The organism is Thioalkalivibrio sp. AKL12 (assembly GCF_000377925.1).
Taxonomy (GTDB): Bacteria; Pseudomonadota; Gammaproteobacteria; order Ectothiorhodospirales; family Ectothiorhodospiraceae; genus Thioalkalivibrio; species Thioalkalivibrio versutus.
The window spans coordinates 24,900-47,569 of sequence record NZ_KB898892.1 but is presented as its reverse complement, the minus strand read 5'-3'; the positions used below and the strand labels follow the sequence as shown (position 1 = coordinate 47,569).

Here is a 22,670-nt window from a genome sequence, read left to right as displayed (position 1 = left end):
TCTCATTCTACCGTGGGTGCGAGTCCGGGCGATTCAACCCTCGTCGAGCGCACCTTCCAGCGCAACGGGATCGGTCACCGGGGCCGCGCACTGCAACCCGCGACAGACATAGGCCCGCACGCCCGTCTCCGGGGCGGCTTTCTCCGCGAGCGCGGCGGGCAGATCGCCGGCCTGCGCGGGAATCGCGAAGGTCCACACCGGAGCATCCTGCGCCCGCAGTCGCTGCTGCCACGCGGGAAGTTCGTCGGCTGGCCCCCGCAGCACGACCAGGGCCGGCGCCTGGTAATGGATGTCCAGCGCGGTCAGCAGGCTCATGTGGCCCAGTGGCGCCTGCTCGACCATCGGGCCGGCGTTCGCCAGCGTGCGCTCGGCCGCCTCCAGGTAGCGGGGTTCGGACAGCAGGAACCCGAGTTTCTGCAATACCTGAGCGGCGGTCCCGTTGCCGGCCGCCATGGCATCGTCGGCATAGACCTTCGGGCGCTGGATCAGTGCCTCGTGATCCCGGGCGGTGAAGAAGAAACCGCCCTGTTCGCGGTCCTCGAATTCCTCCAACAGGGTGTCGGCCAGCGTGGTGGCCCAGGCCAGCAGGTCGCTGTCCCACTCGGCCTCCAGCAGCGCCAGCGTGGCCTCCAGCAACAGGGCGTGATCGTCCAGGTAGGCGCGCGGCATCGCGCCGGTCGCCCCCTCGCGCACGCTGGCGTGCAACCGCCCGGCGCGCCACAGACGCTCGCGCACGGCGGTCATCGCCTCGCGTGCCAGGCGCAACCATTCCGGGCGCTCCAGGGCGCGCGCGGCACGCGCCAGGCCCGCGATCATCAGGGCATTCCAGGCGCCCAGGATCTTCTCGTCGCGATGCGGTCGGACCCGGTCCTCGCGTGCCGCGAGCAGGCGTTCGCGGGCACGGTCCAGACGCGTGTTCGCCTCCGCCTCGTCGATCCCCAGCGCATCCGCGACGGTCGCCGCTGGCGCCACCTCGTGCAGATGCCAGCGCCCCTCGAAATTGGCCGGGCCGTTGAGTCCCCAGACCCGGCTGGCCACGGCCCACTCGTCCTCCGTCAGGAGCGCCTGGACCGTCTCCGGGTCCCAGACATAGAAGCGTCCTTCCTCGCCCTCGGAGTCCGCGTCCAGGCTCGAATAAAAGGCCCCGGAGGGATCCCGCATCTCGCGCTCCAGCCAGGCGACCGTCGGCTCCACTACCCGCCGCGCGCGTTCGTCGCCGTGGGCGGCGCGCTCGGCGTACAGCCCCAGCAACGGCCCGTTGTCGTAGAGCATCTTCTCGAAGTGCGGGATCATCCAGCGGGCATCCACCGAGTAGCGGCAGAAGCCACCGCCCACCTGGTCGAAGATCCCGCCGGCGGCCATCGCACCCAGCGTGCGGGCCAGCATGCGCTCCGCCTCGGCATCGCCATGGCGCGCCGAGTGCCAGGCCAGCCACTCGAGCGAGGCTGGGTGCGGGAACTTGGGGGCGTCACCGAAACCGCCGAACTGCTCGTCGAAGGTCTTCGCCAGTTCGGCGCGCCCCTTGTCGATGACACTGAGGGCCGGGATCGCGCCACCGGCCGGGCTGTAGATCCGCCCCAGTGCCTGCTGCAACGAGTCGTTCTGGCGCTGGATCTCCTCGGGGTGCTCGGCGAGGAAATCGGACACCCGGGTCATCAGATCCACGAACGATGGCAGGCCGTGGCGCGGGGTGTTCGGGAAGTAGGTCCCGGCAAAAAACGGCACCTGGTCCGGGGTCAGGAAGACGGTCAGCGGCCAGCCTCCGGGGCGCTGCGACAGCAGCATGTGCGCGTTCTGGTAGATGCGGTCGAGGTCCGGGCGCTCCTCGCGGTCCACCTTGATGTTGACGAAGCGTTCGTTCATCACCGCGGCGGTGTCCGGGTCCTCGAAGGACTCGTGCGCCATCACGTGGCACCAGTGGCAGGCAGAGTAGCCAATCGAGAGCAGGATCGGCTTGTCCTCGCGGCGGGCGCGCTCCAGCGCCTCCTCGCCCCAGGGGTACCAGTCCACAGGATTGTCGGCGTGCTGCAGCAGATACGGGCTGCTGGCCCCGGCCAGTCGATTCATCGCGCGGCCTCCTTGCAGGTGGATCGGGCTAGCGACATACAGGTGCATGCCGGGGCCCGGGCGAGTAGCATGTGCAGCCGGTTTTTCATCCGCAAGCGCCCATGCCCACACACCCGTTTATCGACCCCGTCGCCCTGTCCATTGGCCCACTGACCCTGTATTGGTACGGCCTGACATACCTGGTCGGATTTGTCGCCTTCTGGGCGCTGGGCGTATGGCGCACACGCAGTCGCAGCTGGGACCCCCTGCACCCCTGGCAGGTCGGTGACCTGCTGTTCTGGGGCGTACTCGGGGTCGTCGTCGGCGGGCGGCTCGGCTATGCACTGTTCTACAACCTCGACACGACGCTGGCCGACCCGCTGAGCCTGTTCCGCATCTGGGAGGGCGGCATGGCCTTCCACGGCGGGCTGGCCGGCGTGCTGGTCACCTGCTGGCTATACGCCCGCAAGATCGGCCAGCCGTTCTTCCGTCTGACCGACTTCATCGCCCCCCTGATCCCGATCGGCCTGGGCGCCGGGCGCATCGGCAACTGGATCAACGGCGAGCTGTGGGGCAAACCCACCGACCTGCCCTGGGCCATGGTCTTCCCGGCCGCGGACTACATCCCCCGTCATCCGTCGCAGCTGTACCAGGCCTTTCTCGAAGGGCTCGTGCTGTTCGTGGTTTTGTGGGTCGTCTCGCGCCAGCCGCGGCGTACCGGACTCATCTCCGGGCTGTTCCTGACGCTTTACGGCAGCTTCCGCTTCGCGGTCGAGTTCGTCCGCGTGCCCGACGCCCATCTCGGCTACCTCGCCTTCGACTGGCTCACCATGGGGCAGGTCCTGACCCTGCCGGTGATCCTGTTCGGCGTTGCCCTGATCGTCTGGTCGCGGCGCAACCCCCTGCCCGCACCCCGCCCGGCCCCGGAGACCGCCTGAGATGCAGCAATACCTGGACCTGGTGCGGCACATCCGCGACCACGGCACGGACCGCCCGGACCGCACCGGTACCGGCACGCGCTCGGTATTCGGCTACCAGATGCGCTTCGACCTGGCCGACGGCTTCCCGCTGGTCACCACCAAACGCACCCATCTGCGCTCGGTAATCCACGAACTGCTGTGGTTCATCGCCGGTGATACCAATGTCGGCTACCTCCGCGAGCACAAGGTCCGCATCTGGGACGAGTGGGCCACCGCGGCCGGCGACCTCGGTCCCGTCTACGGCGCGCAGTGGCGCAACTGGGCCGGCCACGACCAGCTTGTCGAACTGATCGACAACCTGAGGAACCGCCCCCACTCCCGGCGCCACATCATCAGTGCCTGGAACGTGGCCGACCTGCCGGACGAATCCATCTCGCCACAGGCCAACGCGGAGGCCGGGCGCATGGCCCTGGCGCCCTGCCACACCCTCTTCCAGTTCTACGTGGCCGACGATCGCCTGTCCTGCCAGCTCTACCAGCGCAGCGCGGATGTGTTTCTAGGCGTGCCGTTCAACATCGCCAGCTACGCGCTGCTGACCCACATGCTCGCGCAGGTGGTGGGCCTGAAGCCCGGCGAGTTCGTCCATACCTTCGGCGACGCCCACCTCTACCGCAACCACCAGGAGCAGGTCGAAGAACTGCTCGGGCGCGAACCGCTGCCGCTGCCAACCCTGCACCTGAACCCGGACGTCACCGACCTGTTCGCCTTCACCTTCGACGACATCGAGGTGCGCGACTATGAGTCCCACCCCCCGATCAAGGCCCCCATCGCGATCTGAGCGTTACCGGAGTCCCCATGCCCCAGCCCGAGATTCATCTGATGGTCGCGCTCGATCCGGATCACGTGATCGGGCGCGACAACGACCTGCCCTGGCACCTGCCGAAGGACCTGCAGCACTTCAAGCGAATGACTGCCGGTCACCCGATGATCATGGGTCGGCGCACCTTCGAATCCATCGGACGGCCGCTGCCGAATCGCCGCAACCTGGTGCTGACGCGCCAGGCGGACTGGCAAGCGGAGGGTGTCGAGGTCTATCGCGATCTGGATGCGGCGCTGGCCACCATCGAGGCCGGCCCCGCCTTCGTGATCGGCGGCGCCGGCCTGTTCGAGGAGACCCTGCCGCGCGCCGACGTGCTGCACCTGACCCGGGTGCACGAGTGCCATGCCGGCGACACCTTCTTCCCCGCCCTCGACCCTGCGGACTGGGACGTCGTCTGGTCCGAGCACCACGAAGCCGACGAACGCCACGCCTGCCCCTTCACCTTCGAACGCCTCGAACGCCGCCGCTGAACGCGACCCGGCGCCCCGTGCGGGCCCGGGTGTGTACAGCACCCGGCGGCCGAAGGTGGCCCTGGAACGCAGTGGTACACGCCCCAGGGCTCCACGCCCCTCCTGCTTCGTCATCCCGGAAACCGCGTAGCGGTTATCCGGGACGTCGGCGGCCGGGGTTGCCCCGACGGGGGAGATCCCGGCTCTTCGCTTCGCTGCGGCCGGGATGACAGCACAGGGGCAAGGGCCGGGGACGGTGACATTCCAGAAAGGCCCGGATTAAAGCGACCTGCGGCGGGCTATTTGCGCCCCTGGACGATCCCCCTGACTGGCTGACCCTCGTGGCTAATCAGGAACAATCTTTCTCTGTGCCCCCTAGGGTGCACAATCGCCCGGATCCTTAGCCCGTTCTTCGTGCCTTCGTGCGCTTCGTAGTGAAGAACGGTGTTGTCAGCGCCCGCCAAAGTGGGGGATCAGGCGGCCGGGCAGCAGGTGGACCAGGATGAAGCCCAGCATCGCGGCGACCACGATGGTCGGGCCGGTCGGGGTGTCGTACTGGAAGGAGCCCCACAGCCCGGCCCCCACGGCCAGCATGCCGATGATGCCGGCGAGGATCGCCATCTGCTCGGGGGTGGCCGCAAAGCGCCGGGCACTAGCCGCCGGGATGATCATCAGCGCCGTGATCAGCAGCACGCCGACCACCTGCATCGCCGCCGCGATCACCAGTGCGATCAGCAGCATCAGGCCCAGCCGCACCAGCAACACCGGCACACCCTCCACCTGGGCGAGCTCCTCGTGCACCGTCAGCGCCAGCAGCGGGCGCCACAGCAGGATCAGCAGCAGCAACGCCACGCCCCCGCCGATCGCGATGGACATCAAGTCGTTGGTGCCCACCGCGAGGATGTCACCGAACAGGTAGGCCATCAGATCCACCCGCAACCCCTCGATAAAGGTAACGGCGACGATCCCCAGCGACAGCGAACTGTGCGCGAGAATCCCGAGCAGGGTGTCCGAGGCCAGTTCCTGGCGCCGCTGCAGCAGTACCAGCAGGATGGCGATGGCCACGCACACGATCGTGACCATCAGGTTGAGATTCAGCCCCAGCAACACGCCCAGCGCGACGCCCAGCAGCGCCGAATGGGACACGGTATCGCCGAAATAGGCCATGCGGCGCCAGACCACGAAGGCCCCCAGCGGCCCCGCGACGGCGGCCACCATCAGCCCCGCCAGCAGGGCACGAATCAGGAAATCGTCGAGCAGGCCATCCATCATCGGGAATCGCCCCCGGGACCGGGCCGGTGGGCATGGCCGCAGCCGGCGTGATGTTCGTGCACATCCCCGGCCACATCGTGCACGTGGTCGTGATCGTGCCGGTAGACGCCGATCCCCTGCATGTCCGTCTCCGGGAACAGGCGCTGGTACTCGGGATGCCGCGAAACCTCCTCCGGCCGACCCGTGCAGCATACATGCTGGTTCAGGCAGATCACCGCATCGGCCCCGGCCATCACCAGGTGCAGGTCGTGCGACACCATCAGCACCCCGCAACCGGTCTCGTGGCGGATATCATCGATCAGCTTGAACACCTCGCCCTGGCCGACAATATCCACCCCCTGGGCGGGCTCGTCCAGCACCAGCAGGTTCGGTCGATTGAGCAGGGCGCGCGCCAGCAGCACCCGCTGCATCTCGCCGCCGGAGAGCGACTGCACCGGCTTGTGCAGCAGATGCGGCACGCCGACCCGCTCCAGGCCTTCGCGCAGGACGGCCTCCGGGGCCCGCTGGCGCAGCGTCAGGAAACGCCGCACCGACAGCGGCAGCACCGGCTCGATCTGCAGGCGCTGCGGCATGTAGCCGATGCGGAGCCCGCGCCGGCGTTGTACCCGGCCCTGTCCCGGCTTCCACAGTCCCAGCAGCACTCGCAACAGCGAGGTCTTGCCCGCCCCGTTGGGGCCGATCACCACGGTCACCTCGGCCGGGCGCACCTGGACCGAGACATGATCCAGGATCACCCGCCCGCCGCGTTCCAGCGAGACGTCGCGGGCGGCCAGCAACGGCGAGGCGTCCGTCGCCGGTTGCGCGTGCGGGGAAGGGGTTTCGCGATTCATATTGGTATACTATAACGTTATTGAATCCGATGGAGAATCCGCCCATGCGCTCTGCTGCCCGCCGCCCGACCTTCCTCGCCCTGCTCCTGGCCCTGGCGTTTCTGGTGACGGTGGCCACGCCCGCGCAGGCCGACAGCCCGCGCATCGTCGCATCGATTCTACCGATTCACAGTCTGGTTGCCGCGCTGGCCGGCGACACCCACGAGGTGGAACTGCTGGTGCCGGCCAGCGCCTCGCCCCACGGCTATTCCATGCGTCCCTCCGAGGCACGGCGCCTGCAGCAGGCCGACCTGGTGGTCTGGGTCGGTCCGGAGCTCGAGAGCTTTCTGGAGCGCTCGCTGCACGGGATCGCCGACCGCGCGACGGTCATCAGCCTGATGCACGACCTCGATCTCGATCTTCTGGAGGGCCGCACCGGGGGCGTATGGGAAGGCCATCATGACCACGGCGACGATGGCGGCCATGGGCATGACGATCACGGCGATCACGGACATGACCATCATGCCCACGACGATCACAACGGACACGCGGACCACGCACACGACCATGACGCGCACGACCACGCTGCTCACGGCTCGGATGATCATGGACACGCCGCGCATGACGACGGGCACGGGCATGCACATGGCGATTACGACAGCCACCTGTGGCTGTCGCCGGCCATCGCACGGGCCATCGTCGAACAACTCGCGGAGCGCCTCGCGGAACTCGATCCGGAACAGGCCGCAACGATCCGGGACAACCGGGACGGCCTGCTCCAGCGCATCGACGAGCTGGACGCCACGATCGCCGAGCAACTGGCCCCGGTACGCGACCAGCGCTTCATGGTGTTTCACGACGCCTACCAGTACTTCGAGCAGCACTATGGCCTGAACGCGGCCGGCTCCATCAGCGTCGATCCCTCGCGCATGCCCGGGGCCCGCCGGCTGTCCGAACTGCGCGGCCGTCTGGCACAGGGCGATGTCGCCTGCCTGTTCACCGAACCGCAGTTTCGCCCAGCGCTGGCGGAAACCGTGGCCGAGGGTACCGGCACCCGGCTCGGCATGCTCGACCCCATCGGCGCGGAGCTGGAGCCTGGCCCCGATGCCTGGTTCCTGCTGATGCAGGGTATGGCGGACGGCTTCACCGACTGCATGGCACATAACGGCTCCTGACGGACACGCGGCCCCACCTCCGGAAGCCGCGCATCGCCGCCCCACCCTCCTGTGCCGTCACCCCGGAAACCGCGTAGCGGTTATCCGGGATCTCCCACGCCGGGACAGCCCCCAAGGCCGGATATCCCGGCTCTGCGCTTCGCTTCGGCCGGGGTGACCGAAGGGAAAAGGTCCGGATGCCCCACCGCGGTCAGAGCAGGATCAGCCCCCACACCAGTGCCGCCAGGAGGAAGCTGACCAGCACCGCGGCCGAGGCCATGTCCTTGGCGCGGGCCGACAGTGGATGGCGCTCGTCGCCGAACCGATCGATCGCCGCTTCCACCGCCGAGTTCAGCAGTTCCACCACCAGGATCAACAAGGCACTGCCGGCCAGCAGTGCCCGCTCCACCCCGCTCTCGCCCAACCAGATCGCCAGCGGCAGCAATACCGCGAGCAACGCCAGCTCCTGACGAAACGCCGACTCGTGTTGATACGCCTCGCGCAGCCCGCGCCAGGAATACCCGAAGGCATGCAGCACCCGGTTCAGGCCACGCCGGCCACTATGCGCCACCCGGATTTCCCTCGGTGCGCCCGCTCATGCGGTGGGCGGCGGCGCCAGGGCCACCCGGTTGCGGCCCTCGCGCTTGGCGCGGTAGAGCGCCTCGTCGACGCGCCGCAGCAGCTCGCCGCGCGGCTCGCCGGAATGGAATGCCGCCACGCCGAGGCTCACGGTCACCTGGCCCGCCCGGGGAAAGGCATGCCCGGCCACGCGCGCCCGGACCAACTCCGCCACCCGGGCGCCTTCCTCCGCCGCGGCGCCCGGCAGCAGGACCATGAACTCCTCGCCGCCCCAGCGGCCGAGCACATCCACGCTGCGCAGGCGCTCGCCCGCGACCCGGGTCACCTCCTGCAACACCACATCCCCGGTGGCATGGCCATAGGTGTCGTTGACCTTCTTGAAGTGATCGAGATCGAACATCACCAGCGCGAACCCCTGTCCATACCGCTCGGCACGCCGGACTTCGCGGTCCAGCAGGCTTTCGAAATACCGCCGGTTGGCAACCCCGGTCAGGCGATCATAGAAGGCCTGACGCTCGAGTTCCGCCTGGTTGCGTTCCAGCTCCTGCTGCGTGGCCTTCAGCTCGGTGATATCGACCGCCGTCCCGGCCACCCGGGTCACCCGACCCTCGGTGTCCGCAATCGGGTAGCGGCAGACGCGAACCCAGCGCTGCTCGCCGTCCGGGCGCCGTATGCGGAAGGTCTCGTCGGCCGTTCCGTCGCCGAAAGCCCCGGAGAGAAACACCGCCTCCACCCGAGCGCGGTCCTCCGGGTGCACGGCCTCCAGCATCGCGACCGAGTCGCGGTACAGGTGCTCGCGGCTGTATCCCCAGACCCGCTCGTAGGCCGGATTGACGTAGAGGATCGATTCAGCGTCCTGCAGCCAGAAGACCTCGTTCACGGAGCCGGCCAGTTGCCGGAAACGCGCCTCGCTCTCGCGCAGGGCATCCTCCGCGGCCTTGCGTTGCGAGATGTCGCGCAGGATGGTCGAGATCTGCCGCACCTGCCCGTGATCATCACGGCGAACGATGATCACCTGGGACACCGGCACCTCGCGGCCTTCGCCATCCAGCACGGCGGTCTCGCCCTGCCAGATGCCCTCGCGCACCGCCACCGGGGCCGCCTCCTGCAGGATTTCGTCCGCGGCCCAGGGCGGATGAAACCGCCGGATCGCGCCCTCCAGGGACCCCACCTCGGCCGGCAGGCCCCGTGTGTTCCAGCCGGTCGGGGTCCCACGGCTCTCCGGAGGCCGGTGGCAGCCCGAACAATGCGCGCCCACCCGCATTCAGGAACAGCATGCTACCGTCCGGCCCGTGCATGCCGACCACATCGGGGGTGTGCTCCAGGATCCCGACCAGACGACGCAGATTTTCCTCCAGCGCGCGGCGAGCAGTCACGTCCTGCACCGTCCCGATCAGGCGTCGGGGCTTGCCCCCGGTATCGCGCTCGACCGCGCCGCGCGTGTGGACCACGCGCTCACGGCCATCGGGCCGCAGGACGAGGAAATGAATGTCGAAATCCCCGGTCTCCAGCGCCGATTCCACCGCGGCGGCCACGCGGTCCCGGTCGTCCGGGTGCACGGCCTGCAGGAAACCCGCGTAGTTCGCCTCCCGATCCTCCCGCCGCAGGCCGAAGATACGATAGACCTCGTCCGACCAGCGCGTGCGATCCTCCTGGATCGTCCAGACCCAGCTCCCCACGTGCGCGATGCGCTGCGCCGCGGCCAGTTCCTCGCCACGCTCGCGCAGGGCCTCCTCCATCGCCACCTGCTCGGTAATGTCGATCATCACCCCGTGCCAGACGATGCTGCCGTCCGTTCGCAGGACTTGCGGCGTCGCGCGGCCCTCGACCCAGACCGTCCCGCGTATCGGGTGGCGGACGCGGAAACGCACCTGCCAGGGCCCCAGCGAACGCGCCGACTCCTGGATGCTGACCTGGATCCGCGGAAGATCCTCGGGGTTCACCCGGGCGAAGGCCGCATCGGCATCCTCCTGGATCTGGTCAGGGGACAACCCGTACACCCGCTGGACGCCTTCGCTGACGAACGGGAAGGCATGCCGCCCGTCCGGATACAACCGATACTGGTAGATCGCCCCGGGCAGGTGGCTGGTTGCCTTGGTCAGACGCGCCTCGCGCTCATACCGGGCGGTCTGGTCCTGGAACGAGACCACGGCGCCGTCGACCCGCCCGGACACGTCGAACGTGGGTGCGGTAAAGACGCTCACCGGAAACAGGGTCCCGTCGGCCCGCGCGAAGTGATCGTCCCAGGCCTCCAGCGGTTTGCCGGTCTCGAGGACGCGGTAGATCGGACAGGCCTCGGACGGATAGGGCGTCCCGTCCACCAGGGTGTGATGGTTGGTCGAATGCGCGTCCCGCCCGAGGGCATCGCCTTCGCTCTCGAAACCGAGCAGGCGGCAGGCCGCCGGGTTCAGGAAGGTATAGCGGCCATAGCGATCCAGCCCAAACACCCCTTCGGCCAGACTGCCCAGCAGACGCGTCTGGAAGGCCTCGGCCGCCCGCAGCTCGGTGACATCCTCGATCACCCCATCAAACACGAACCGGCCATCCGCATCCTCGGTCCGGTAGGCGGTGATCCGGGCACGGAAGGGCCGTCCCCGCAGGGTCCTCAGATCCACTTCGCGACCGACCACCCGCCCATAAGCCTCGAGATCGCGACTGAACGCATCGCGCTCGAGCGGATCGCGGTAGAGCTCGCGGACCGGCGTCGAGCGCAGCTCGATCTCGTTGGCGGCCTCGAACAGCTCCACCATGGCCGGATTGAGACGGACAAAGCGGCCCTCCGGCCCCGGGGTGTTGCGGTAGACCCCCACCGGGAGGCGACCGAAGGCCACGCCGTAGAACTCCAGCTCGTGTTCGTAGCGCCGGGCCTCCGACACGTCGTGAATGATCGAGTAGAGGTATCGGTGCCCGTCCAGCACCACCGGGCCGGAGTACACCTCGACATCGCGAAGCTCGTCCCCGCAAATGCGGTGGCGAAAGCGGAAGAACCGGCGTTCCTCGCGGGCCGCCCGCTCCATCTCCGCATGCACCTCGTCCGCCGAAAGGGTATTGATGTCCTGGATGTGCATGCGCTTCAGCGTCTCGGCCGAATAGCCGTAGAACGCCACCGCGGCCGGGTTGGCATCGACGATCCCGCCATCCTCCGGGTTGATCAGCAGCTTCGGGGCGGCATTGGCGGTAAAGGTCTGTTCGTAGACCTGGGCGGCCGAGTCGCCCGGCGCCCCGCGCTGGATGGTGGCAAGCCGCCCGTCCGGGTCGGGCGCCAGCACCAGCGTGCAGGCAACCGCCGTCGCGTCCTCCACGTGCGGCGCCCTGAATGAAAGCTCCAGAGTCACTTCGGCCGAACCGGAGCGCCCGAGGGCGTCCATCAACGCCTTGTGCTGCCCCTGCGGCACACAATCGGCCAGCCGCACACCATGGAGGTCGTCCGCCGCGCAGCCCAGCCATTCCGCCAGGCGCGCATTAGCCGCATGGATGCGACCGCTGGCCTCCAGAAACACCAACCCCACGGCGGCCCGGTGGAACAAGCCCGCGCCTGCATGCCCCGCAGGATCCATCAAGTCTCCCCCAGCCGGTTGGCCGTGGCCGTCAATCCTGCCATACGACCCGATTGCGCCCCGAGCGCTTGGCCCGGTACATCGCATCGTCCGCGCGCTTGATCCAGTCCTTGATCGCCTCGCCACGACGACACTCGGCCACCCCCAGACTGATGGTCACCCGCCCGACCCGGGGCAGATCCAGCGCGGCCACCTGCCGGCGCAGATCCTCGGCCAGGCGGCAGGCATCTTCGGCCCGGGTACTGGGCAGCATGACCATGAATTCCTCGCCGCCCCAACGACCCAGCACATCGGACTGGCGCAGGCGTTCGCCGGCCGTCGCCACCACCCGGCGCAGGACCTCGTCGCCGATGTCGTGGCCATGGGTGTCGTTGATCCGCTTGAAGTGGTCCAGATCCAGCATCACCAGCGAACAGGGGTCCGCATAGCGCTCCGCCCGCCGGGCCTCCTGCTCCAGCAATGCCTCGAAATGGCCCCGATTGGCGGCATCGGTCAGTGTGTCGTAGAAGGCCTGATATTCCAGCGCAGCCTCCAGCTCCTTCTGCCGCGAGATGTCGTGGAACATGGCGATGTAGTACTCGATCACACCGCTGGCATCCCGGATCGCGGTCACGATCTCGTGCAGAGGGAAGATCCGGCCATCCTTGCGCCGGTTCCACACCTCGCCGGACCAGTGGCCGTTTGCACGCACCGAGTGGAACATCTCCTCATAAAATCCGCGGTCCTGACGGCCCGAATTCATGATGCGCGGATTCTGGCCCACCGCGTCTTCCTCGGTGAATCCCGTGAGCTCGGTAAAGGTCGCATTGACGCGCTGGATCGTACCCTCGACATCGGTGATGAAGATGGCCTGACTGCTGTCGAAGGTCGCCGCCAGCAGACGCTGCTCCTGCTCCAGATGATGGCGTTCGGTGATGTCCTGGACCGTGCCGATCATCCGCTGGACGCGTCCGTCGGCATCGAACTCTACATAACCGCGTTCGTGCACCACACGCTCTTCGCCGTCCGGGCGCAGAACCCGGTGCACGATATCAAGCGCCCCGTCCCCACCCAGCGAGGCATCCACCTCGGCCTGGACCCGTTCGCGATCGTCCGGATGCACCGCATGCATAAAGGCCTCGTGCGTCCCGCCCCATTCACCGCGGGACATCCCGAAAATCCGGAAGACCTCGTCCGACCAGCGAACCTCGTTGCGGGCAAAGTCCGACACCCAGTTGCCGATATGCGCGATGCGCTGGGCCTCGGCCAGCTCGCGCTCGCGCAGATGCAGGACCTCTTCGGCTTGCACCCGTTCGGTGATGTCCAGGATCACCCCGAACCAGAGCACACTGCCATCCTCCAGTGCCTCGGGACTGGCGTGCCCTTCCACCCAGATCTCGCCGCGCTCGGGGTGGCGCACGCGATAGCGCTGACGCCACGATTCCAGGCAGCGCATGGAGGCCTCGATACTGGCGGCGACCCGATCAACATCATCCGGGTGGATCACGTCGAAGACGCGGCGGGCATCGAGCATTACGGCCTCGGGCGTCACGCCGTACACATCGACCATGCCCTCACTGGCATACGGGAACGACGCCCGGCCATCCGGGTGCTGGCGGTACTGGTAAATCACCCCGGGCATGTTGTGCGCAATCTTTTCCAGATGGCGCTCGGTCTCCACCCGCGCCCCCACGTCCTGGAAGGCACCCACCAGTTCGACGACCGCGCCCTGACCGTCGCGGATCGCGGTCACCTGATCCTCCAGCCATTGCCAGTGCCCGCTGGGCATGCGCTGGCGATAGCTCAGACGACAGAATCCGCGCGCGCCCTCGGCCAGCCACCGCTTCACCTGGCCGACACAGCGACGAAAATCCTCGGGAGCCAGATGGGTCCGCAGCCAGTCCGGCTGGGTCGTGATCTGTTCCGGTGCCCAGCCAGTGACCGCCTGCACGTTGCGGCTGAGCCAGGTCATGGTGCCGAAGTCCGACGGGTCCATGGTGTAGATCACCGCGGGACTGGCACGCAGCAGGGTCTCGGTACGCTGCTCCGTCTCCTTGCGCACGGCGATATCGGCGACCGCCACGAGCAGGGCCTCGGGACAGTCCTCGGTGGCCGGGATTCGGCTCGTGGTCATTTCCACCCAGCGCGTCTGGCCGGTGGCATCCAGCAGACGCGCCTCGAAGCTGCTGGTGCTGCAATCCCCGGTCAGCAGGGCGTGACGCCGCGCCGCGCAACGCTCGCGGTCGTCCGGGCACACGTAGTCTTGCAGGATCGCGTCGGTCAGATCCGCCGGATCGCAGGCCAGCAAGGCGCCCAGGTGGGGATTGGCGCGCAGGATGCGCCCCTCGGTATCCATCTCGGCCAGCCCCACCGGCGCATGCTCGAACAGCGCCGCATAGCCGTGGATGGCACAAATCTCGCTCATCGGGTTCCTTGCCCGTCTGTGTCTCTCTTTTCGGAGACTTCGTGAAAGACACGCCCGGCGTGTCTTCTGCCCTCGGACCTGGCAGTGGATTGATAGACTGAATCCAGAAAACTACCAGATGACGAGTCTGGTTTCCGCTTGACCCCACAAAAAGGCGTTTACTGCCCTGCAAAACGGAAACGCCCCCGACAAGCGGGGGCGTTTCCGAACGAACCAGGAAGCCCGGGGCCGGCCCCGGGAATCCCGTCAGCCGTGCGTACCGGTGCGCGGCGCGCTGGCGTCCCCGTCCTCGGCGGGCTGGAACACGACATCCAGCGCCTTGGCGGCGGCCACTTCGTTGAAGCGCCGGTTCGGTAGCGTGTGTGGCGCGCTCTTGATCGTTTCCATGTCGTTCTCCGACTCGGCCAGGATGCAGGCCATCGCCTCGACAAAGCCGTCCAGGGTCTCTTTCGACTCGGTCTCGGTCGGCTCCACCAGCAGGCACTCCGGCACCAGCAGCGGGAAGTAGGTGGTCGGCGCATGGTAGCCGTGGTCGAGCAGGCGCTTGGCCACATCGCCCGCAGTCAGTCCACGTTCCTTGGCCTGCTTCTTCATGGTCACGATGAACTCGTGGGTGGCACGGCGCTTGGGATAGGCCAGGTCGAACCCGGCTGCGGCCAGTTCGCGCGCCAGGTAGTTGGCATTCAGGGTCGAGAATTCGGAGACCCGCACCATGCCCTCGCGCCCCAGCATGCGCATGTAGATATAGGCCCGCAGGAGCACACCGGCGTTCCCGGCAAACGCGGACAGGCGCCCGATGCTCTGCGGACGATCGGACTCCTCGGCAAAGCGGTAGCCGCCCTGCTCCGCCTCGACAACGTGCGGGATCGGCATGAACGGCAGCAGCCGTTCGGCCACGCCCACGGCACCGGAACCCGGTCCACCGCCACCATGCGGCGTGGAGAAGGTCTTGTGCAGGTTCATGTGGATCACGTCGAAGCCCATGTCGCCCGGGCGCACCTTGCCGAGGATCGCGTTCAGGTTGGCGCCGTCGTAGTACAGCAAGCCGCCGGCCTCGTGCACGATGCCGGCAATCTGCTTGATGCGCCGTTCGAACACGCCCACGGTGGACGGATTGGTCAGCATGATCCCGGCGGTGTGCGGACCCACGGCGGCCTTCAGGGCCTCGATATCCACGTCACCGGTATCGTCGGTGGGGATCTCGCGCACCTCGTAGCCACACATGATCGCGGTCGCCGGGTTGGTACCGTGGGCGGCATCCGGCACGATGATCTCGCGGCGCTCGGTATCGCCGCGGGAATCGTGGTAGGCGCGGATCATGGCCACACCGGTGTACTCGCCCTGGGCACCCGCCATCGGCGCCAGCGACACGGCCTTCATGCCGGTCACTTCCTTCAGCATCTCCTGCAGCTCGAACATCGTCTGCAGGAAGCCCTGGCTGTGGCTGGCCGGAGCAAGCGGATGCCGGTTCAGGAACCCCGGAAGCATCGCCAGGCTGTTACAGGCGCGCGGGTTGTACTTCATCGTGCACGAGCCCAGTGGGTAGAACTCGGTGTCGATGGAGAAGTTCTTCTGCGACAACCGCGTGTAGTGCCGCACCACGTCCAGTTCCGAGGCCGCCGGCAGACCCGGGGCGGACTTGCGCTGCAGGTTCGCCGGGATGCGGGTCGCGGCGTGGTCGCGCGGCGCCTGGGCCACGGCCGAGCGGCCGGCGCGGGAACGTTCGAAGATCAGATTGGCTTCAGTGGTGCTCATAGCGGTTTCTCGCTTGCGTATTCGGGTGACGGCGACCGGGCACAGGCCCGGCCACCGGCGGCACGGAGGGAGTCCGGCCGATTACTGGGTCGGGCTCAGGTTGGCCCGATCATCCAGGGCCGCGAACGCGGCGTCGTAATCCGGCTCGTCGCCGATCTCGGAGACCAGCTGGGCGTGCATCACCAGGTTGTCGGTATCCAGCACGACCACACCGCGCGCGGTGATCCCGGCCAGCGGGCCGTCCTGGATCAGCACGCCGTAGTCCTTGGCGAAATCGCGATCACGCATCATCGACAGCACGGTCACGCGTTCCAGGTTCTCGGCAGCGCAGAAGCGGCTCATCGCGAACGGCAGGTCGGCGGAGACGATCAGGATCTCGAGATCCGGACGGCTGGCGACCATCTCGTTGAACTTCTTGGTGGAGTCGGCGCAGACCGGGGTATCCAGGCTGGGCACGATGGAGATCAGCTTGCGCTTGTCGCCGAAGTCGGCCAGCGAGACATCCTGCAGATCCTTGTTGGTCAGCTTGAAGTCCGGGGCCGGCGAGCCCACGTGCGGCAGATCGCCGTTGGTGTTGATCGGATTACCTTGCAGCTTGATTTCGGCCATGGTTGCCTCCCGGCTTGATGTGTATGGCGCTTGGTGTCGTTGACCGTGGGAAGCCGATAACCGCCTCAGGCGGCCTGCTCCCAAGTGGTCACGTACTGCTCCAGGTCGGATTCGGTCTTGGTCTCGGTGGCGCAGGCGAGCACGCAGCCATCCAGCTGCGGATAATCCCGGCTCAGCTCGAGGCCCGCCAGCACGCCGGCATCGGCCATGGTCTGCACGCGGGTCGCGGCATCGCCGCCGAAGTCCAGCGCGACTTCGTGGAAGTACTCGCCGGTAAAGCGCGGCTTGATGCCCTTGGCGGCCAGTTTTTCCACCAGCGCATGGGTGTTGGCGTAGCAGGCCTCGGCCACGCGGGTCAGGCCCTCGTCACCCAGCAGCGACATATGGATCGTCGACGCCGTCACCACCAGTCCCTGGTTGGTGCAGATGTTCGAGGTCGCCTTGGAGCGGCGGATATGCTGCTCGCGCGCCTGCAGGGTCAGCACGAAACCGGGCTTGCCGTCGGCGTCCTCGGCGCGGCCGACAATGCGCCCCGGCATCTGTCGGATATGCTTTTTCAGCGTGGTCATGAAGCCGTAGTACGGCCCGCCGGACGACAGCGGCGCACCCAGCGGCTGGCCCTCGCCGACCACGATGTCCACGCCATTGGCGCCCCACTCGCCCGGCGGCTTCAGCAGCGCCAGCGAGACCGGGTTCACCACGGCGATAACCGGGATGCCGCGTTCCTCGGCCCACCCGGTCAGGGCATCCACGTCCTCCAGGATGCCGAAGAAGTTGGGCTGGCTGATCACCATGGCGGTAACGTCGTCGTCCGCATACGGCGCCAGCACCTCCACCGGGGTCTGGCCGGTGGTCTCGTCGAACGGCAGTTCGACCAGTTCGATGCCCTGGTTGCCGATCAGCGTCTTCACCACCTTCCGATAGTCCGGGTGCAGCGCCCCCGGCAGCAGCACGCGCTTGGCCTTGGAGCGGCGATTCACGCGCACCGCCATCAGCACGGCCTCGGCCAGGGCGGAGGCACCGTCATACAGGGAGGCGTTGGAGACCTCCATCCCGGTCAGGCGGCTGATCATCGTCTGGTATTCGTAGATCAGCTGCAGCGTGCCCTGGCTGGCCTCCGCCTGGTACGGCGTGTAGGCGCTGTAGAACTCGCCGCGGGTAGCGATCTGCCACACGGCGGCCGGGATGTGGTGCTCGTAGGCACCGGCCCCGATGAAATTCGATGGCATGCCGTCCTTCGCAGCCCGCTCCTGCATCAGGCGGGTGATGCCCATTTCGCTCTCGCCCTCGGGGATCCCCGTGAGTGGCGGCGCACGCAGGTCGGCGGGAATCTCGTCGAACAGGTCCTCGACGGATTCGGCGCCAATGCTGTCGAGCATGGCACGGATGTCTTCTTCGGTATGCGGGATAAACGGCATGTCAGGTCTCGCTTTCGCCGATTGCGGCGAAGTTCGGTTGGGTCCCGGCCGGACGCGGCCGGGACCGGTGATACGCGGCTACGCTCAGGATTCCGCCTCGACGTGCGCGGCATAGGCATCCGCATCCATCAGTGCATCCAGCTGGCCGGCATCGGAGGGCTCCACCTTGAACAGCCAGCCATCCTCGAAGGGCGACTCGTTGACCTTCTCGGGGCTGTCGGCCAGGTCCTCGTTGACCGCGGTCACCTCACCGGAGATCGGCGCATAGATATCCGAGGCGGCCTTGACCGACTCCACCGTGGCGCAGGCCGTGCCGGCCTCGATGGTGCTACCCGCTTCCGGGGCCTCGACAAACACCAGATCGCCCAGCAGTTCCTGCGCGTGATCGGTGATACCCACGGTCACGCTGCCGTCGGCCTCGCTGCGCACCCACTCGTGGCTTTTGGTGTACTTCAGGTCCTTCGGTGCTTCGCTCATGACATCTTCCTTTTGCTTGTTAGATCCCGCCTGCGCAGTGTAGTCCGGTGCACGCGGGATGAGGCAATCCTCGCTTCAGTTTTTCGGCAGATCGATCTGCGGCTCGCCGTTGCGGACGAACACCGGCTTGACCACCCGCACCGGCAGCTTGCGGCCGCGGATGTCCGCGTGCAGCTGCTCGGCCTCGACCCCGGCCGGGATACGCGCGAACGCGACCGACACGCCCAGACTGGGCGCGAAACTGCCGGAGGTGACCACGCCGTCGCCGGCCTCGGTTTCGATGCGGGTGCCGCCACGCAGCACCCCGCGACCATCCAGCACCAGCCCCACCATGCGTTCCTTCACGCCCTCGGCCTTCGACTGCTCGATCGGCGCGCGGCCGATGAAGTCCCGCTCGGCATCCTTCAGCGCGATGGTCCAGCCCAGGTTGGCGGTCAGCGGATTGGTCTGGTCGTCCATGTCCGTGCCGTAGAGATTCATGCCAGCCTCCAGGCGCAGGGTGTCGCGCGCGCCGAGGCCGATGGGGTGCACGCCGGCATCCTTCAGCTGTTCCCAGAGACCGTCAGCCTCCTCCGCCGGCAGCATCACCTCGAAGCCGTCTTCGCCGGTGTAGCCCGTGCGGGCGACAAACCACTTGTCATTCCAGACCGCGGAAAACGGCTTGAGATCCCCCGCATTGCGAAGATCGGCCGGCAACAGCGGCAGGGTCTTCTCTACCGCCTGCGGGCCCTGAATCGCAATCAGGGCGAACTCCGGGCGCGGCTCCACGTTCACGTCGAAGTCCTTCGCGACCGCCTGCATGTGAGCGATGTCGCCCTCGGCCGTCGCGGCATTGACCACCGCGCGGTAGGTATCGCCGCCGGTCCAGTAGACGATCAGGTCGTCGATCACGCCGCCGGCCTCGTTCAGCATGCAGCTGTACAGCGCGCGACCCTCGGTCTTCAGCTTGGCCACGTCGTTGGCCAGCAGATAGCGCAGTAAGGCCTGGGCCTGCGGGCCGTGGATATCCACGACCTGCATGTGCGAGACATCAAACATGCCGGCGGACTCGCGCACCCGCTTGTGCTCCTCCATCTGGGAGCCGTAATGCAGCGGCATCTCCCAACCGGCGAAATCGACCAGCTTGGCCCCCGCGCGCTGATGCGCGGCATGGAGCGGAGTTGTCTTCAACGTCGTCATCTAGTTCTCGCCTTGCTTGCGTGTCGTGGTCGGCTCGCCGGCATCCGCCGGTAGAACCGCGAGGCCCGGCCGCCGCGCTCCGGGCATAAAAAAAGGGGCGGCCGGCAGAATGAATCTGCCAGCCGCCCCTCTGTCCTGAAACCTGAGAGTTTGCGTCGCGTCAGCCCGTTGTCGGACTGCGTGACCGCCCCCTTCGGTGGGCCGTTTCCGGCCGCTCTCCAGAGTGTGTCTCCTGCACCGTTCCGGTCCTGTAGCCTGAGCGATTCCGGGCGGATGTTGCGCCTTCGGCGTCTGCCAATCGACTGGCGATCGCAGATCTCTTCCAGAACGGTGTGCGGGCATTGTCGAGCGCCCACAGACGAAAGTAATTGTAGACCAAAATACCCTCGCTGCGAAAGCCCGGACGGGCCGCGCCACTATTCCGGCGCCGCGGCCTGCCCCGTCACCTGCCCCCGCATGCATCCAAAAAACACCGTCATTGCGAGGAGCCGAAGGCGACGAAGCAACCTCCGAAAGCTGGCAGTGCGTCACGATCAGCATCCGGTGGTTTCGGACGGAGGTTGCCGCGTCGCCTGCGGCTCCTCGCAATGACGGTGCCAGTGGCGACACTCTGCGCGGGCGACACTCTGGGCGCGCCCTACAAGGCCATGTCGATCGCAAGCAGGACGACGAAGCCGACCAGCACCCCCACCGTGGCCTGGGCCTCGTGGCCCTTGCGGTGCGACTCGGGGATGATCTCGTGACTGATCACGAACAGCATCGCCCCGGCCGCGAACGCCAGCCCCCAGGGCAGCAGGAACTCCATCAGCGTGATCGCTCCGGCCCCGATCAGTCCGCCGATCGGCTGCACCAGGCCCGTCAGCAACGTCACCCCGAATGCCGCCCACTTGCTGTAGCCCAGCGACAGCAGGGCGATGGCGACCACCAGCCCCTCGGGCATATTCTGCAGCCCGATCCCGATGGCCAGCGCGATCCCGTCGCTCACGTCATCGCCGCCGAAGCCGACCCCCACCGCCAGGCCTTCCGGCAGGTTGTGCAGTGCGATTGCAAAGATGAACAACCAGACGCGACGGATCTTCTGTGGGTCGGCCCCGCTTTGCGGCCCGATGAAGAAGTGCTCGTGCGGCACCAGCTTGTGCAACGCCAGCAATGCACCGCCACCCAGCCCGATCCCCACCGCCAACACGACAATGGCCATGCCCACGCCACCGTACTGCGCTTCCGCCTGCTCCACCGAGGGGAGCACCAGCTCGAAGGCCGTGGCCGACAGCATCACCCCGGCGCCGAAGCCCATCATTGCATCCTCGACCGACTGGCTGATGCGGCGCAGGAAGAAGATCGGGATCGCCCCCACCGCGGTCATCAGACCGGCGACGAAACTCGCCAGCAAGCCGATCTGCAGGGTGCTCAGATCGGCAATGCGTTCTTCCAGCATCGGCCACAGCAGACTGACCAGCCAGATGAAGACCGCTAGCGCGATCAGCGATCCGACGAGGAAGATCCGGGGCACCGGTTTGCCGTGATCCGGCTCGGAAACGGCGGGAGAGGGTTCGGTCATGCGTCGTCCTTGAGAGTCGAAGCCGCCATTGAAACAGGGTCCATCGCGGCGTTCCACAGACGCGCCCAATGGCCGGGTTCGACAAAAGCTATCGTCAACACCCGTTGTGCGCGGTAGAGTTTTCAGCCAAAGCCGCTCCGGACCACAAGGACCCACCGATGCTCGACACCATCGACCAGTTCCTCGGCGACACCGCCGGCCTGCTTTGGGGCAACCCGCTCACCCTGATCCTGCTGCTGGGCACCGGGCTCTACCTCACCATTCGCCTGGGGCTGGTCCAGGTCGTCGCATTCCGCGAGGGCTGGCGCGCCCTGCGCGGGTCAGATGGACGCGGCGGCGGCACCGGGCAGATCTCGCCGTTCCAGGCGCTGTCGACCGCGCTGTCCGGCACCATCGGTACCGGGAACATCGCCGGTGTGGCCACGGCCATCGCGTTGGGCGGCCCCGGGGCGCTGTTCTGGATGTGGGTGACGGCCTTCTTCGGCATGGCCACCAAGTTCGCCGAGACCACCCTGGCCGTTCGCTACCGCGAGATCGCCCCGGACGGCAGCATCGCCGGCGGGCCAATGTTCACCCTGCTCCACGGCCTCAAGATGAAGAAGCTGGCGATTCTGTTCGCCGTCTTCACCCTGATCGCCTCGTTCGGCATCGGCAACATGGTGCAGGCCAACTCGGTGGTCGACGGCCTGACCTTCATCGTGCCGGATCTGCGCGCCGACGACGACATCATGGGCTGGATGGCCCTGATCATCGGCCTGACCATGGCCGTGCTGGTGGCGCTGGTGATCATCGGCGGTGTGAAACGCATCGCCATGATCGCCTCGACCATCGTCCCGTTCATGGCCGTGATCTACATGCTGGGCGCCTTCGTGGTGATCGCCGCCAACATCGAGGCCGTCCCGGCCGCGATCGGCACCATCCTGAATCTCGCGCTCAACCCCTGGGCCGCCGGCGGCGGTGCCATCGGCCTCGCCATCCAGTACGGCGTTGCGCGCGGCATGTTCTCCAACGAGGCGGGCCTGGGCTCCTCGGCCATGGCGCACGCCGCGGCCAAGAACGGCGACCCGCCGCGCGAGGGCTCGGTGGCCATGCTCGAGCCGTTCATCGACACCATCGTGGTCTGCACCCTGACCGGCCTCGCCATTGTCGTCACCGGGGCTTATATCGACCGCGCCGACGACGTGGTCGGTGCCTCGCTGACCGCCACCGCCTTCAGCTCCACGCTGGGCCCGTTCGGCGCCATGGTGGTCGGCATCAGCCTGATGCTATTCGCCTTCTCCACCATGATCGCCTGGTCCTACTACGGCGACCGCTCGGCCTACTTCCTGTTCGGCGAACGCGCGGTGATGCCCTACCGCGTCGTGTTCGTCATCCTCATCGTGATCGGCGCGACCATCCCGCTGGGCGTGGTCTGGAACTTCTCCGACATCGCCAACATCCTGATGGCCGCACCCAACCTGATCGCGCTGATCCTGCTGGCCGGCCTGGTCAAGAAGCTGCGCGACGACTACGTGGCGCATCGCCCGATGCCGGATCGCCATGAGGGATGAGCACAGCTTTGCGGGCGGTCCATCCGACCCGTTCGCACAGGGCCCCGCACGTCC

General features: G+C 67.3%; 16 protein-coding genes, 1 pseudogene and 2 riboswitches. Of the genes and pseudogenes, 5 read left to right on the top strand and 12 right to left on the bottom strand.

Annotation, left to right across the window (positions count from 1 at the left end):
• Window positions 1-33: 33 nt before the first annotated feature.
• Window positions 34-2,067 (bottom strand): thioredoxin domain-containing protein, encoded by a 2,034-nt coding sequence (locus D579_RS0103890; RefSeq protein ID WP_018951171.1) that lies wholly within the window; start codon window positions 2,065-2,067, stop codon window positions 34-36.
• Between the two features lie 101 nt (window positions 2,068-2,168).
• On the opposite strand from D579_RS0103890, the gene lgt reads away from it, so the two are divergent.
• From lgt to D579_RS0103875, 3 genes are read left to right on the top strand one after another with little or no spacing between them, the layout of a single operon-like run.
• A complete protein-coding gene (lgt, locus tag D579_RS0103885) occupies window positions 2,169-2,984 on the top strand; it encodes a prolipoprotein diacylglyceryl transferase (RefSeq protein ID WP_018951170.1) in 816 nt (271 codons plus the stop codon).
• Between the two features lies 1 nt (window position 2,985).
• Window positions 2,986-3,804 carry a thymidylate synthase gene (locus tag D579_RS0103880; RefSeq protein WP_018951169.1) on the top strand — a complete coding sequence of 273 codons (819 nt, stop codon included), beginning with the start codon at window positions 2,986-2,988 and terminating at the stop codon, window positions 3,802-3,804.
• Window positions 3,805-3,821: 17 nt separating this feature from the next.
• Window positions 3,822-4,316, top strand: coding sequence for a dihydrofolate reductase (locus tag D579_RS0103875; protein WP_018169382.1), 495 nt, complete (start codon window positions 3,822-3,824; stop codon window positions 4,314-4,316).
• 429 nt (window positions 4,317-4,745) lie between these two features.
• Here D579_RS0103875 and znuB read toward each other — a convergent pair whose 3' ends face one another.
• The gene (znuB, locus tag D579_RS0103870) at window positions 4,746-5,567 is read right to left on the bottom strand and encodes a zinc ABC transporter permease subunit ZnuB (RefSeq protein WP_026287963.1); all 822 of its coding nucleotides are present in this window, start codon (window positions 5,565-5,567) and stop codon (window positions 4,746-4,748) included.
• Complete coding sequence (gene znuC / locus D579_RS0103865; protein WP_018146126.1) at window positions 5,564-6,397, bottom strand: zinc ABC transporter ATP-binding protein ZnuC; 834 nt, start codon at window positions 6,395-6,397, stop codon at window positions 5,564-5,566. Before znuC ends, znuB begins: the two co-directional genes overlap by 4 nt.
• A gap of 44 nt (window positions 6,398-6,441) precedes the next feature.
• Here znuC and D579_RS0103860 point away from each other — a divergent pair, with 44 nt between their 5' ends.
• Window positions 6,442-7,551: a zinc ABC transporter substrate-binding protein ZnuA gene (locus D579_RS0103860; RefSeq protein ID WP_018951168.1), complete on the top strand. Its 1,110-nt coding sequence runs from the start codon at window positions 6,442-6,444 to the stop codon at window positions 7,549-7,551.
• A 190-nt stretch (window positions 7,552-7,741) separates the two neighbouring features.
• Here D579_RS0103860 and D579_RS0103855 read toward each other — a convergent pair whose 3' ends face one another.
• The 9 genes and pseudogenes from D579_RS0103855 to D579_RS0103815 form a co-directional block, all read right to left on the bottom strand.
• On the bottom strand, window positions 7,742-8,101 hold the full coding sequence (locus D579_RS0103855; RefSeq protein WP_018951167.1) for a diacylglycerol kinase: 360 nt from the start codon (window positions 8,099-8,101) through the stop codon (window positions 7,742-7,744).
• Window positions 8,102-8,125: 24 nt separating this feature from the next.
• Window positions 8,126-11,666 (bottom strand): annotated as a pseudogene (locus D579_RS14175) (PAS domain S-box protein).
• 31 nt (window positions 11,667-11,697) lie between these two features.
• Window positions 11,698-14,070: a PAS domain S-box protein gene (locus D579_RS0103845; RefSeq protein WP_018951165.1), complete on the bottom strand. Its 2,373-nt coding sequence runs from the start codon at window positions 14,068-14,070 to the stop codon at window positions 11,698-11,700.
• A gap of 246 nt (window positions 14,071-14,316) precedes the next feature.
• Complete coding sequence (gcvPB, locus tag D579_RS0103840) at window positions 14,317-15,825, bottom strand: aminomethyl-transferring glycine dehydrogenase subunit GcvPB (RefSeq protein ID WP_018951164.1); 1,509 nt, start codon at window positions 15,823-15,825, stop codon at window positions 14,317-14,319.
• 81 nt (window positions 15,826-15,906) lie between these two features.
• The gene (gene tpx, locus D579_RS0103835) at window positions 15,907-16,434 is read right to left on the bottom strand and encodes a thiol peroxidase (protein ID WP_018951163.1); all 528 of its coding nucleotides are present in this window, start codon (window positions 16,432-16,434) and stop codon (window positions 15,907-15,909) included.
• A 65-nt stretch (window positions 16,435-16,499) separates the two neighbouring features.
• Window positions 16,500-17,852 (bottom strand): aminomethyl-transferring glycine dehydrogenase subunit GcvPA, encoded by a 1,353-nt coding sequence (gene gcvPA / locus D579_RS0103830; RefSeq protein ID WP_018951162.1) that lies wholly within the window; start codon window positions 17,850-17,852, stop codon window positions 16,500-16,502.
• Window positions 17,853-17,936: 84 nt separating this feature from the next.
• The gene (gene gcvH, locus D579_RS0103825) at window positions 17,937-18,329 is read right to left on the bottom strand and encodes a glycine cleavage system protein GcvH (RefSeq protein ID WP_018176402.1); all 393 of its coding nucleotides are present in this window, start codon (window positions 18,327-18,329) and stop codon (window positions 17,937-17,939) included.
• 75 nt (window positions 18,330-18,404) lie between these two features.
• On the bottom strand, window positions 18,405-19,508 hold the full coding sequence (gene gcvT / locus D579_RS0103820) for a glycine cleavage system aminomethyltransferase GcvT (protein WP_018951161.1): 1,104 nt from the start codon (window positions 19,506-19,508) through the stop codon (window positions 18,405-18,407).
• A 120-nt stretch (window positions 19,509-19,628) separates the two neighbouring features.
• A riboswitch (glycine riboswitch) is annotated at window positions 19,629-19,740 on the bottom strand.
• A gap of 1 nt (window position 19,741) precedes the next feature.
• Window positions 19,742-19,843, bottom strand: a riboswitch (glycine riboswitch).
• A gap of 302 nt (window positions 19,844-20,145) precedes the next feature.
• Complete coding sequence (locus D579_RS0103815) at window positions 20,146-21,066, bottom strand: ZIP family metal transporter (protein ID WP_018951160.1); 921 nt, start codon at window positions 21,064-21,066, stop codon at window positions 20,146-20,148.
• Between the two features lie 158 nt (window positions 21,067-21,224).
• Between D579_RS0103815 and D579_RS0103810 the strand changes: the two genes are divergently transcribed.
• Window positions 21,225-22,616, top strand: coding sequence for a sodium:alanine symporter family protein (locus D579_RS0103810; RefSeq protein WP_018169370.1), 1,392 nt, complete (start codon window positions 21,225-21,227; stop codon window positions 22,614-22,616).
• The last annotated feature ends 54 nt before the right edge of the window (window positions 22,617-22,670 follow it).